We start from the raw sequence: 12,458 nt of genomic DNA, 5'->3' as shown, positions 1-12,458 counted from the left end.
GCAGCTGACGAATACTAATCGGTCGAGGGCTTAACCTAATATAGGGATCTTTTGACGGAGTCAAAAGTCTCTCTGCTGTACCCATTAAAGTGATGAAGAGCTCCGAAGTGAACTCAAGTACTATAACGGGGCCCAAAGGATTTAACCCCTGAGGGCAAAACCTAAGTATTCAACTTTACGCAAATTTCGTATCTAGTCTTCAGGGAATAAATCCCTACTGTGGCGATCGTGGCGAAGGGGTTAACGCACTGGTTTGTGGATCCAGCATTCGTGGGTTCAAGTCCCATCGGTCGCCCTTTTCCCTTTTATTATTGGGGATTAGCCAAGCGGTAAGGCAACGGACTTTGACTCCGTCATGCCTAGGTTCGAATCCTAGATCCCCAGTTTATTACCTTTTAAGCGGTCGTGGTGGAACGGCAGACACACCATCTTGAGGGGGTGGCGCTCACAAGGCGTGAGGGTTCAAATCCCTCCGACCGCATCCCAGATTTGCAAAAAAGACCTTACCTAGTAAGGTCTTTTTTGTTTTATACAGACATCGCAACAGCATGACTGGATTGATGACTGCATTGCTGTTCTGCATCGCTGGGAGTATGCCTACACCCTTATTCACCGGAAATTATCCTTTTTGAAGAACTACATTCGGAAAAAAGGCGATTTTATAAACAATTGCGAGCCTATATCGTTTATTTCCATATAAAATCACGAACGATCACCTTGATTAATTCAGAAATCCTATGTATTATTAGGATAGCTCGAAAAATACAGAGTAATTATTCCTCTTGAAGGTGATTTAATGTCCTTACCGGATGATTCTAATGAATACAAGAAGAAGCTGTGTCACCTGTATAACGAGATTTCCAAAGAGTTATTCGGATTTGGTACAACATTGCTGAAGGTATCATTGGATCAGAATATCATTACTTTTCATGCGAAGCATCGTCGATCCCCCCGTTCAACGGCGTTAGAGGGAGAAGCTCCTACGTTGAAACACGAAGTCGATTTCTACATGTCCTCGATTTATAAGAAGAGAATCCGGGAAAAGCTGGAGCAAGAACTGGGATTATCTATGGATGCCGTATTAAGAGACTATGATCCACCGACGCAATGGGCGATAACGAACATTATTCTTAAACCAACTAAATAGTCTGGACCACGGTGTTTCTCTTTTGATCTATCTTAAGAGTTTACCCGATTGTATAACACTTGATGTCTCTTTACATTGTTTACGATGAAAAGTGCTCTTGTTAGAAGATATCTTCTATCAGGGGCACTTTTTTGTTTATTTAGCCTTAGCAAGGGCGGGCTCGGCATATATTTGTGAACCCGTGTAGAATACTAGTAAAAATTTTACAAACGGATTTACGCTTCAACCTATATATGAAACTTGGGAGGATGTTTGAAAATGAAACAAAGAATGCTACGCGGTTTGATTTCTTTATCTGTAGTAGGACTGGCATTGACAGGCTGTGGAGCCGCGCCGGAGAAAGAGGGCAATACGAATGCGGCAGCAACTTCACCTGCGGAAGCATCGAAAGGCGAACCTACGCAATTGGTTATTTCCACTTGGGGTTTTTCAGACGATTTCTTTAAGAAAGAAGTATACGCACCTTTTGAGAAAGAGCATAATGTTAAGATTGTTTTGGAAATTGGCAATAACTCCGAACGTTTAAACAAAGTGAAGCAAGGCAGTTCAAAAGTGGATCTTATCTATTTATCAGATTATTATGCACAACAAGGCATTGAAGCAGGACTATTCGATAAGATCGACCGCAGCCGTATTCCGAACTTAAAAGATATCTACGATATCGCGAAGGCGCCGCTTGGCGAAGATTACGGTCCAGCGTATACGATTGGCCGATTTGGCATTGCCTATAATCCGAAAGCAACGGGTAAAGAGATCAAGTCGTGGAGCGACCTGTGGAGTTCTGAGCTCTCCAAGAAGCTGACTCTGCCTAACATTACGTCAACGACAGGGCCGATGGTTTTAGATGCAGCGTCACTCGTAGCCGGGAACACGACATTCAATGCGGATCAAGCTTTCGCAAAAGTGAAAGAGCTGAACAAAGGTGTCGTCAAATATTACGGACAAACCTCTGAATTCGTAAATATGTTCTCGCAAGGGGAAATTGCTGCAGGACCTATCATGGAAATGTATGTGAAAGATCTGCGAGCGGCCGTGCCGGAGACGAAGTTCATTTCCCCGCAAGAAGGGGCCTATGCCGTCATGAATACGGTAAACGTGATCAAAGGAAGCAAAAACAAGCAGCTGGCCGAAGATTTCATCAACTGGCATTTGAGCAAAGAAGTGCAGGAGAAATCTGCTAAAGCAAAAGTGGATTCGCCTGTTAACACCACACTTCAACTATCGGCTGATGAAGCGCAGGGAATTACTTACGGTGCCGATGTCGTAAACAAATTGATCAAAATGGATATGAAATTCGTCAATCAGAATCTTAAATCTTGGATCGACCGCTGGAACAAGGAAGTTGCTCAATAATTGAAATTTTACAAGGGTATATGCTCGTGTGTATACCTTTGTTTTCTTCAACAGGACTAGAGGGGGTTTGTTTATGAAAAAGAAGGTCATCCTCGATGTGGATACGGGCATAGACGATGCGCTGGGAATCCTGCTTGCCGTACGCAGCGGGGAAATGGATGTCCTCGGCATCACGACAGTGAATGGGAACGTATCGCTCGATCAAGCAACTTTGAATACATGCAAGATCCTCCAACTGCTTCAGGTGGAGCATGAGATCCCGGTCGTTATGGGCGCGAATAAGCCTTTGATGCGCCCAACTTTTTTTGAGCATCGCGTTCACGGTAAGGATGGGCTTGGCGGAGCTTTAAAAGACATGCCCGTTCATACGAAGGTGCTTGAGGGACATGCCTCCGATTTCATCGTGGACCAAGTGAAGCGGCATCAAGGGGAAGTTACTTTAGTCATGACGGCGCCGCTGACGAATTTGGCCTTGGCCGTTATGAAATATCCTGATCTGATTCATCAGGTGAAAGAAGTGATTGTAATGGGAGGCGTCGTCCAAGGCTTCGGCAATGTGACGCCAACGGCGGAGTTTAACATGTATGTCGACCCGGAAGCGGCAAAGATTGTATGTCAAGCGGGTTTTCCAAACCTGACGCTCGTAGGCTTGGACGTAACCCGTAAAGCGCTTATGACAGATGACCATATCCAGGCACTCGGAGACTCGCCTATAGGCCGATATGTCAAGGAGAGCACAGCGGAATATATGCAGCGTTACTACGAACGCAATGGCGTTAGAGCCTGCGCGCTCCACGATCCTCTTGCTGTCGGAGTTGCGCTGAATAAACAGCTGGTCACTACCCGTCACTATTACGTTGATGTAGAAACGAAGAGTGAGCTGTGCGACGGGCAAACCGTATGCGATTTTCAAAACCGTTTGTCCAAAGCGGCTAACGTTCATGTCTGTACTGAAGTTTCGGCTGACGAATTTCTCGAGCTTTTTATCCGCACGCTGCGTGCATAGCGAACCTAGGAACAGGAGTAAAGCTGCATGAAAAGAAAGTATTTATTTTTATTATTGCTGCCAGGCGTATTGTTCCTGACGGTTTTCATGGTAGTTCCGATCCTTCTAACGATAGGTTCGACCTTTTTCGATAAAGGGACATTTACAGTTGCAGGGTATTTCAATTTCTTCAAGGACCCGTACTTTCTCAAAATTGTGTGGACGACGCTGCGCGTCAGCTTGGTAACCACGCTTATCTGTATATTGCTTGGTTTTCCGGTCGCCTATTTTATCTCCAAACAGGGTCCTAGACAGAAGGCAATTCTACTTGCATTAGCGATATTTCCGCTGCTGACGAGCTCTGTCGTGAGGTCGTTCAGTTGGATGATCATTTTAGGGAAAAAAGGGTTGCTCAATAATGCCCTGATCGCGATCGGTCTCATCAAGGAACCGCTGGATATTTTGTACACGCCAACGGCCATGATGATTGGACTCGTCCATCTGTTTTTGCCGCTCATTCTGATTACATTAGTCGGCGTTCTTGAGAATATAGATCCGGATCTGATCAAAGCGGCGGAGAGCTTAGGAGCAAACCGGTTTACGGCTTTTGTAAAAGTCATTGTGCCACTTAGCGTTCCTGGATTAATCATAGGCAGTATCCTTGTTTTTGTCGGAAGCTTAACGGCTTATACGACGCCGGCTTTGCTCGGAGGCAAGCAGCGGGTTATTTCCACATTCCTCTACCAGAATGCGATCACGCTTAACGACTGGTATCTTGCTTCTGTTATTGCCGTGATTATGATCGTGATCACATTCGTCATCATTGCGCTTATGAATAAACTGGCTACTAAATTAAATCCGAAGGGGTAGAAGTATGCGGGAAAAGAATCGGGGGCTGGCCTTTTTTACCCTCCTTGTCTATGTATTCTTGCTCGGGCCGCTCGTCATTATTGCGTTTGCTTCATTTGAGCCAGGGAGTGTATTGAAATTCCCGCCGACAGGATTTTCGTTGAAATGGTACCGCAACATTTTGGATGTGAAGATGTTCATGACAACCGCGGGCACCTCGATCATGGTATCGCTGCTCGGCAATCTGTTCGCTCTGCTGCTCGGCGTTCCGGCGGCGTATGCGTTAAGCCGGTTTACGTTTAAGGGGAAAGAGGCGCTTAATGCCGTTTTTATTTCCCCTGTGTTGATTCCTGGTATCGTGCTTGGGTTTACGATGTTGAAGTACCTAATCGTGATGTATCACCTTCCGATCTATGCGGCCTTGCTGATCGGGCATACCGTGATTATGCTGCCTTTCATCATTCGCGTCATTGCATCCAGCTTATCGAATTTCGATTTTGCGGTTGAGGAAGCGGCATTAAGTCTTGGCTCGGGCCAATTGAAAACCTTTTTTACAGTGGTCCTGCCGAACATCAAATCCGGTATTATCGCGGCCATTCTCATTGCCTTTTTGGAATCTTTTAATAATGTCGATATCTCGGTCTTTATGACGGGCCCTGGAGTCAGTACGCTGCCAATCCAGATGCTGACGTATGTGGAGAACCATTTTGACCCTACGATTGCTGCTATTTCTGTTTTGCTTATGATTTTCACCGCGGTACTTATGTTCATCATTGAACGGTTGATGGGATTATCCTACTTCACCAAACGATAACGGAGGCTTTCATCCATGGCATTGCTCACTTTGGAAAATATTTCGGTTGCCTACGACCAGCAATATATTTTGAAGGACTTCAATTTAAGTGTAGAAAAAGGAAACTTGATATCGCTTCTCGGTCCGAGCGGATGCGGGAAAACGACGACTTTACGGCTAATCGCCGGGTTTTTAGAAGCTAAAGCAGGCAAATTCGCGTTAAACGGTAAAGATTACACACGGATTCCCGTTAGCAAACGGAACTTCGGATTCGTGTTTCAGAGTTATGCGTTGTTCCCGCACTTATCGATTTACGATAATGTAGCCTTTGGCCTTCGTCTGCGGAAGGTGAGCGGGGCGGAGCTGGACCGGCGCGTCCGGAACATTCTGGATACGGTAAGCTTGTCCGGCTTCGAGAAGCGTTATCCGAAAGAGCTGTCAGGAGGCCAAAGACAGCGTGTAGCCATTGCGCGGGCTCTCGTGATTGAGCCTGAACTGCTGCTCTTTGATGAGCCGCTAAGCAATTTGGACGCCAATCTGCGCATCAACATGCGCGTTGAGATTCGCCGTATCCAGCAGGAGCTCGGGATTACTACGGTCTATGTCTCCCATGATCAGGAAGAGTGCTTCTCGATATCGGATCAGGTAGCCATTATGAACAAAGGGATTATTGAGCAGCTCGGTGCCCCGGCAGCGATTTTCAAATATCCGAAAACGGAGTTTGTCGCTCGGTTTATTGGTTTTACGAATTTTATCCCCTTCGATACAAGAGAGGATGACAACGAACTGATCACGCTGAAGGTGAAAGACCAGAGATTCACCGTAACCAAACATGCCAGCAAGGGAGAACAGTCCGGCATGCAAGGAGCTATTCGTCCGGATGATGTGGTTATCGGTATGCCGGGCGAAATCGAGGAAGGACCGAATCGATTGACGGGACGCGTTAAGGTGAGCACCTTCTTAGGGAGAAGCTATCAATACGTCGTTGAGACGATGCTCGGAGACATTACCGTTAATAAAGAAATGGAATTTCCGTATCCGAGCGGTCAAGAGGTGCGGCTTCTTTTTCCAAGCGAAAAATTAGTTTTAGTAGAGTAGCGGACTTGGAGGTAAAGGCAGATGCAGGTTGATTTATTGATCGAAAATGTACGGATTTATAATAGCTATTTTAAAACATTCATTGAAGGCAACGCGGCCATTCTAGATGGCAAGTTTCTATATATCGGAAATAAAGGTGCGGAAAGCTTTGCAGCTGCAGAGCGTTTGGACGGAAAAGGGCGTTACATGATTCCCGGCCTCATCGATATCCATCTGCACATTGAAAGCACGATGGTCACGCCGGAAACGTTCTCCTTCGGCCTCATTCGCAATGGTGTTACGACGATCGTTCCGGAGCCTCATGAAATCGCCAATGTTTTCGGGCTGGGCGGGGTAAAGGAATTCATTCAAGCAAGCCGGCATTGTGTGGCGGACATGTTCTATGCCATTCCCAGCTCGGTTCCTGCCACATCGATGGAAACGACCGGCGGTTCGATTGAAATCGAAGACTTGGACGAGCTGCTGCGAACGGAACGGATTATTTGCTTAGGCGAAATCATGAACTATGTCGACGTCATCACGGATCCCGATTGCAAAACGAATCGCATCCTCCATCATATCCGCACGAACTATCCTCATCTTATTATTGAGGGGCATGTACCGAAACTGCTGGATTTGGATTTGCACAGGATGATATACAGCGGGGTGGACTCCGATCACACGCATCAGACGATTGAGGGCATGGAAGCCCGGATCGCTGCAGGCATGTTTATTGAAATTCAGGAAAAATCCATGACGCCTGAAGTGATGGCGTATTTGGTGGAGCAAGAAGTATCTGAGCACTTTTGCTTTGTGACCGATGATGTGATGGCTGACTCCTTCGAGCGGCGAGGTCACTTGAATCACATTGTGCGCAAAGCCATCGGGATGGGCATGAAGCCTGAGCATGCGATTTATGCCAGTACGCTTTCTCCGGCCAAAAGAATGCGGATGTATGATCGCGGCGTTATCGCTCCGGGCAAAATCGGTGATTTTCAGCTAATTTCCAACCTGGAAGAACTGACGATCGACCAAGTGTTCAAGCATGGACGCAAAGTTTATGACGCTCAAGAGGAGTATACCCCTGTTACAAAACCACCTGCTTTTCCGGCGCATTACTATCAAAGCGTCCAGATGCAGACGTTAACGGAAGCAGATTTCACCGTCAAAACAGAAATCATGGATGGCCGTTATGACTGCCGTGTGATGATGGTGAAGAACGGTTCTACATTTACGGAGGAGCATCGGGCTGAGGTTCAAGTTCGTTCCGGGGAGCTCATGTGGCAGGAAAGCGGCAAGGGGCTTATTGCTACTTTCGAACGCTATGGCAAAAACGGAAATCGTGCTTATGGTTTAATTGACGGCGATACGATTAAGCGAGGAGCGATAGCGACGACGTATTCTCACGACAATCATAACCTGCTTGTTGTCGGTCGCAATCCGCTGGACATGGTAATCGCGGCTAATGAAGTGATTCACAATCAAGGGGGCTTTAGCGTCGTAGAAGATGGCAAGGTTATTGCTTCGCTTAGGCTGCCTGTCGGGGGGATTTTAACGGAAGCTCCCCTCGAGCAAGTAGCCAAGGAAGTAGAACAGCTGCGTAAAGCAATGGAGTCGTTAGGCTACTGCCATTATAATCCTATCATGTCTATTAGTACGCATTCTTTACCTGTTAGTCCTGCTTTGAAAATTACAGACCATGGTTTAATTGACGTGAATAGCGGTAAAGTGGTACCGCTAATCATCTAATATAAAAATCCCGCACTCCATCCGGAGGCGGGATTTTTTTGCGTCTATTTCTTGTCGGCAAGCCAAGTAGCGAGGGAAGAAACTTCATCGTCTGAAAGCTTGCCTTTGAAACTAGGCATGGCCCCTTTTCCGTTCGTAATGGTTGTAGAAACTTGATCTTTGGACAGTTTGCCGCCTACTTTTTGTAGATTAGGTCCTACGGCACCTTCCAGGTTGACGCCATGACAGCTTACACAATTGGCTTTGAACACAGCTTGTGCATCGACTTTTGTTGTACTTGTTCCCCCTGAGCTTTGAGTCGCTGTCGGGCTTGTTGATGCGGACGGACTTGCCTGAGGGGTAGTGCTCTTGCCGCATGCAGCTAAAGAGCCCGCTAGCAGCAGAGTAAGAACTAATAAGGTTTTCTTCATGTGGACTTCTCCTCATATGAGTTGGTTCAAGAGCAAGACAGCCATTGGCAGCACGTAAATTATGCGTAATGTCTGTAACTTTACATTGCCCGTATTTCCAATTTTCATACAAGAAATGAATAAGAAAAATAGCAGAGGCTCATGATATCCATAACTACCATTACTAACCTATTGTTCATAAAAATCCAAGGAGGCATCAATATGGCTGAGAAAAATGTAGGAAATTCCCCTGACCCGTCGCGACGCAGTTTTTTGAAGTATACCGGAACTGCCATTGGCGGAGCGGTTGTAGGAGGAGTGATCGGCAGCGCAATCTCTGGCGGATTTACGAAAAAGCAGACAACGCCAAGCCCTTCGCCGTCCGCATCGCCGCAAGCGCAAGCAGGAATGGACTATAACAGAGCCCCGATGTTTTTCAATCAGGCGCAGCTGCAGATTACGGAAGCTGCTGCTGAGCGTATTTTTCCAAAAGATGATAAAGGTCCGGGGGCTAGTGAGCTGGGGGTTGCTTTTTACATTGACCATCAGTTGGCAAGTCCTTGGGGAGTGAATGCCCGCACGTATCGGACGGGTCCTTTTGTTAAAGGTGAAGCTACACAGGGGGATTACTTAAGTATTGAGCGCCACGAGTTGATTACGATGGGATTGCAGAGCATGGAGGATGCGAGCAAGGCGAAGTACACGAAATCCTTCGTTGAACTAGCACCTGAGGAGCAGGATGCCATCCTTACCTCCATGGAGAAAGGCGAAATTAACGTTGTAAATGGCGTTACGGGCAAAACCTTCTTCAATCAATTCCGCGTACTCGTGATGGAAGGCGTATATGCGGACCCGCTCTACGGGGGGAACAAGGATATGCAGGGTTGGAAAATGCGGAAGTATCCGGGCAACCAGATGAGTTATGCAACGATCATCGACAAGGATCAATTCGCTGCTATGGAACCGCGTAGCTTGCATGATCATTTTGTTCATTAAGATGAAATCCAATGAGGGAAAGGAATAAAGCGTATGGCTACTAAAATGCCGAAAGTTCCGGTAGTAATTGTTGGCATGGGATGGGTAGGGGGCATCATTGCCGCTGAGCTGACGAAGCAAGGAGTAAAGGTGGTTGGGTTGGAGCGCGGGAAACCAAGGAGCACCCAGGACTACTATATGGTACACGACGAGCTGCGCTATGCATCCAGATACGATCTGATGCAGGATCTTTCCAAGGAAACCGTAACGTTCCGCAATACGGATAAAGTAGCGGCTGTGCCGATGCGGGAGTACGGCTCATTCCTGCTTGGCGAGGGGCTTGGCGGAGCGAGCATTCACTGGAACGGACAAACGTACCGGTTCCTTCCTTACGATTTTGAAATCTATAGTAAAACGGTCGAGCGGTACGGGAAGCAGAAAATCCCGGATGGCATGACCATCCAGGATTGGGGCATTACCTACGATCAATTGGAGCCCTATTTCGACAAGTTTGAAAAGCTGGCCGGCATCTCGGGTGATCCGGATCAGAATCCGATGGTCGGCAAGCGGTCGAATCCTTTCCCGACGAAGGCTATGGTGAAAACGCCGATTTTGAAGCTTTTTGAAGATGCCACGAAAAAACTAGGCTATCACCCCTATATGATGCCATCGGCGAATTTGTCGGAGCAGTATACGAACCCGGACGGCATAACGAGAGCGGCTTGCCAGTATTGCGGATACTGCGAACGTTTCGGCTGTGAGTATGGAGCGAAGGCCGATGCTGTGGTTACGGTGCTCCCAGTCGCTGAGAAGTCGGGCAATTTCGAACTGCGGTCATACTCCAATGTCATTCAAGTGTTAAATGACGGCAAAAAGGCCAGCGGAGTGGTGTATGTCAACACGGTTACGGGCGAGCAATTTGAGCAGCCTGCCGATGTTGTGATTATGGCCAGCTATGTGTTCAACAACATTAAGCTTCTGCTCACCTCCAAATTGGGTAAACCTTATGACCCGGCTTCGGGAAAAGGCGTAATCGGCAAAAACTACTGTTATCAAACGAACGGAGGCTCTGCGACCGGCTTTTTTGATGACAAAGAGTTCAATTTGTTTGCCGGTGCCGGATCGCTGGGGATGGAGATTCCTGATTTTAACGGTGACAATTTCGACCATAGCAATCTCAATTTCCTTCACGGAGCTGGAATTCGGATCTCGCAAACCGGACAAAGACCGATTGCCACCAACTCGGTACCTAAAGGCACGCCAGCATGGGGAAAAGATTTTAAGCAGAAATCGCTTAAATACGCGAACAGTGTTTTGGCCGTATCCCCTCAAGGCTCAAGCTTACCGTGGAAGCATCATTATGTAGACCTGGATCCCACTTACAAAGATGCATATGGACTCCCATTGCCGCGGATTACGTTTGATTTCGAGGAGCAGGACCGGCAGATGATCAAATTCGTGAGCGGGAAGGCGGCTGAGATTATGAAGGAGATGAATCCTACCACGATTGGCTCGTCCGACCAGCTGGGGCCTTACAACATCGTGCCATATCAATCGACGCATAATACCGGCGGCGTTATTATGGGCGCGGACCCTTCCACCTCTGCTGTAAATTCCTATTTACAAATGTGGGATGCCGAAAATGTGTTCGTCGTCGGAGCGTCGGCTTTCGCTCATAACAGTGGCTACAATCCGACAGGTACGGTTGGAGCGCTAGCCTATAGAGCCGTTGAAGGGATCGCGAAATATTTGAAACAAGGCGGTATGGTCGTTTAATTCAGCCGCGGGCATAACCCTATAGATGGGAGGGAAGGCATGGGGCAGGAAGATTTGATTATGCATCTAACCGAAGTTCGCAAGCGGTTGATTATTGTTTTCGCTTGGTTTGTGGTTGTGCTTTGCGCCGGGCTGTATGTTTCAAGTGATATCTTGCTGTATTTGAAATCGCAGCCTATGATCGGTGAAATTAAGTGGAATGTGTTTTCGTTTACGGATGGGCTGATGATCTATATGAAGTGCGCTTTCCTCTTTGCTTTGTTGTTCACAGTGCCGGTGCTGCTCTACCAATTGTGGGCGTTTGTCCGGCCCGGGCTGACAGAAGCGGAGTCTAGAAGCGCCCTTCCGTACATCCCTGTGGCTTTTGCTCTGTTCATTATCGGGATAGCGTTCAGCTACTGGGTCGTGTTCCCCATGATGGTTCGCTTCATGATGCGGATGAATCAAACAATCGGCGCAGTGGAGACCTATGGGATTGACCGGTACTTCGGGTTTCTCTTTCAAATTGTATTTCCGATGGCGATTGCGTTTGAGCTGCCTGTGATTCTTCTGTTTTTGACCAAAATCGGCTTGCTTACCCCGGAGCGGCTGAAAATGTCCAGGAAGTACGCCTACATCGCATTAACGATTACGGGATCATGCATTTCGCCACCGGATATGGTTTCGCATCTATCGGTTACGGTTCCTTTGCTGCTGCTGTTTGAAATAAGCGCTTTGGCAGCCAACTGGCAGTGGCGGGCGATGAGGCAGAGCAGTCCGAGCAATGGGTAGGATGAGAAGGGCTGAGATGGAGAGCCTAAGATCAATAACTGAGATGAATAGCTAAGATTAATAACTAAGATTAATAACATAAGTTTGTATAAAAGGAGAATACTCATGTTTAACAATATTGGTGTGTCAGGTTTAATCCTGATTCTGGCGATTGCTTTAATCGTCTTCGGTCCTTCCAAGCTGCCGCAGTTAGGCAGAGCGTTCGGGGATACCCTGCGAGAGTTCCGAAACTCTACGCGTAATATCATTGATGAAGGCGATCGGGAGAATTTGATTGAGAACGAGGGCAAAAAGCCGTTTTAAAGCGTGGATCACAGCAGATGGGGAACTACAGGGCGTTATTTTGTTAGAAACAGCCCTTTGGACGAGGGGAAGGGAACTACAATCCGCTATTTCACGACTTCTGGTCTTCTGTCAATAAAGTGGACACGCAGTTAAGGAATTACCATAGATTTATGCTAAAAGATTTTCATAGTAGAGTTGCTCGAACCGATGAGGGGACTTATTCCCCAAGGTCGAATGGATTCGGCTACGGTTGTAATCGAACTCTATATAAGTGTAGAGCTCCTTCTTGGCTTGCTCGCGGGTTTTGAA

General features: G+C 47.2%; 13 protein-coding genes and 3 tRNA genes. 14 read left to right on the top strand and 2 right to left on the bottom strand.

The window, feature by feature from the left end; translation table 11 throughout:
• Positions 1 to 222: 222 nt before the first annotated feature.
• From AC3WRW_RS32060 to AC3WRW_RS32015, 10 genes are all read left to right on the top strand, one after another.
• Positions 223 to 295 (top strand) — tRNA-His (locus AC3WRW_RS32060).
• 17 nt (positions 296 to 312) lie between these two features.
• Positions 313 to 384: transfer RNA gene (locus AC3WRW_RS32055), tRNA-Gln, on the top strand.
• 15 nt (positions 385 to 399) lie between these two features.
• Positions 400 to 481: transfer RNA gene (locus AC3WRW_RS32050), tRNA-Leu, on the top strand.
• A gap of 315 nt (positions 482 to 796) precedes the next feature.
• Positions 797 to 1,147 (top strand): DUF2294 domain-containing protein, encoded by a 351-nt coding sequence (locus AC3WRW_RS32045; protein WP_167067937.1) that lies wholly within the window; start codon positions 797 to 799, stop codon positions 1,145 to 1,147.
• A 258-nt stretch (positions 1,148 to 1,405) separates the two neighbouring features.
• A complete protein-coding gene (locus AC3WRW_RS32040; RefSeq protein ID WP_492550274.1) occupies positions 1,406 to 2,500 on the top strand; it encodes an ABC transporter substrate-binding protein in 1,095 nt (364 codons plus the stop codon).
• 73 nt (positions 2,501 to 2,573) lie between these two features.
• The gene (locus tag AC3WRW_RS32035; protein ID WP_492550273.1) at positions 2,574 to 3,506 is read left to right on the top strand and encodes a nucleoside hydrolase; all 933 of its coding nucleotides are present in this window, start codon (positions 2,574 to 2,576) and stop codon (positions 3,504 to 3,506) included.
• A 27-nt stretch (positions 3,507 to 3,533) separates the two neighbouring features.
• Positions 3,534 to 4,355 (top strand): ABC transporter permease, encoded by an 822-nt coding sequence (locus AC3WRW_RS32030; RefSeq protein ID WP_492550272.1) that lies wholly within the window; start codon positions 3,534 to 3,536, stop codon positions 4,353 to 4,355.
• A 4-nt stretch (positions 4,356 to 4,359) separates the two neighbouring features.
• Positions 4,360 to 5,148 carry an ABC transporter permease gene (locus tag AC3WRW_RS32025; protein WP_492550271.1) on the top strand — a complete coding sequence of 263 codons (789 nt, stop codon included), beginning with the start codon at positions 4,360 to 4,362 and terminating at the stop codon, positions 5,146 to 5,148.
• 15 nt (positions 5,149 to 5,163) lie between these two features.
• The gene (locus tag AC3WRW_RS32020) at positions 5,164 to 6,225 is read left to right on the top strand and encodes an ABC transporter ATP-binding protein (RefSeq protein ID WP_492550270.1); all 1,062 of its coding nucleotides are present in this window, start codon (positions 5,164 to 5,166) and stop codon (positions 6,223 to 6,225) included.
• A gap of 21 nt (positions 6,226 to 6,246) precedes the next feature.
• Complete coding sequence (locus tag AC3WRW_RS32015; RefSeq protein ID WP_492550269.1) at positions 6,247 to 7,953, top strand: adenine deaminase C-terminal domain-containing protein; 1,707 nt, start codon at positions 6,247 to 6,249, stop codon at positions 7,951 to 7,953.
• 44 nt (positions 7,954 to 7,997) lie between these two features.
• On the opposite strand, the gene AC3WRW_RS32010 is transcribed toward AC3WRW_RS32015, so the two are convergent.
• Complete coding sequence (locus AC3WRW_RS32010) at positions 7,998 to 8,363, bottom strand: c-type cytochrome (protein ID WP_492550268.1); 366 nt, start codon at positions 8,361 to 8,363, stop codon at positions 7,998 to 8,000.
• A 201-nt stretch (positions 8,364 to 8,564) separates the two neighbouring features.
• Between AC3WRW_RS32010 and AC3WRW_RS32005 the strand changes: the two genes are divergently transcribed.
• The 4 genes from AC3WRW_RS32005 to tatA all read left to right on the top strand — a co-directional run bounded on the left by AC3WRW_RS32005 (position 8,565) and on the right by tatA (position 12,167).
• Positions 8,565 to 9,338 carry a gluconate 2-dehydrogenase subunit 3 family protein gene (locus AC3WRW_RS32005; RefSeq protein ID WP_492550267.1) on the top strand — a complete coding sequence of 258 codons (774 nt, stop codon included), beginning with the start codon at positions 8,565 to 8,567 and terminating at the stop codon, positions 9,336 to 9,338.
• Positions 9,339 to 9,371: 33 nt separating this feature from the next.
• Complete coding sequence (locus AC3WRW_RS32000) at positions 9,372 to 11,093, top strand: GMC family oxidoreductase (RefSeq protein WP_492550266.1); 1,722 nt, start codon at positions 9,372 to 9,374, stop codon at positions 11,091 to 11,093.
• Positions 11,094 to 11,132: 39 nt separating this feature from the next.
• Complete coding sequence (tatC, locus tag AC3WRW_RS31995) at positions 11,133 to 11,864, top strand: twin-arginine translocase subunit TatC (protein WP_492550265.1); 732 nt, start codon at positions 11,133 to 11,135, stop codon at positions 11,862 to 11,864.
• Positions 11,865 to 11,969: 105 nt separating this feature from the next.
• On the top strand, positions 11,970 to 12,167 hold the full coding sequence (gene tatA / locus AC3WRW_RS31990) for a twin-arginine translocase TatA/TatE family subunit (RefSeq protein WP_492550264.1): 198 nt from the start codon (positions 11,970 to 11,972) through the stop codon (positions 12,165 to 12,167).
• A gap of 150 nt (positions 12,168 to 12,317) precedes the next feature.
• Here tatA and AC3WRW_RS31985 read toward each other — a convergent pair.
• Positions 12,318 to 12,458 (bottom strand): IS3 family transposase (locus AC3WRW_RS31985; protein WP_492550275.1); only part of this gene is annotated, 141 nt, incomplete at its 5' end.

Source organism: Paenibacillus sp. FW126-R14 (assembly GCF_058789495.1).
Note: the sequence above shows the minus strand (reverse complement) of the source record. Positions and strands in the feature narration are given on the sequence as shown.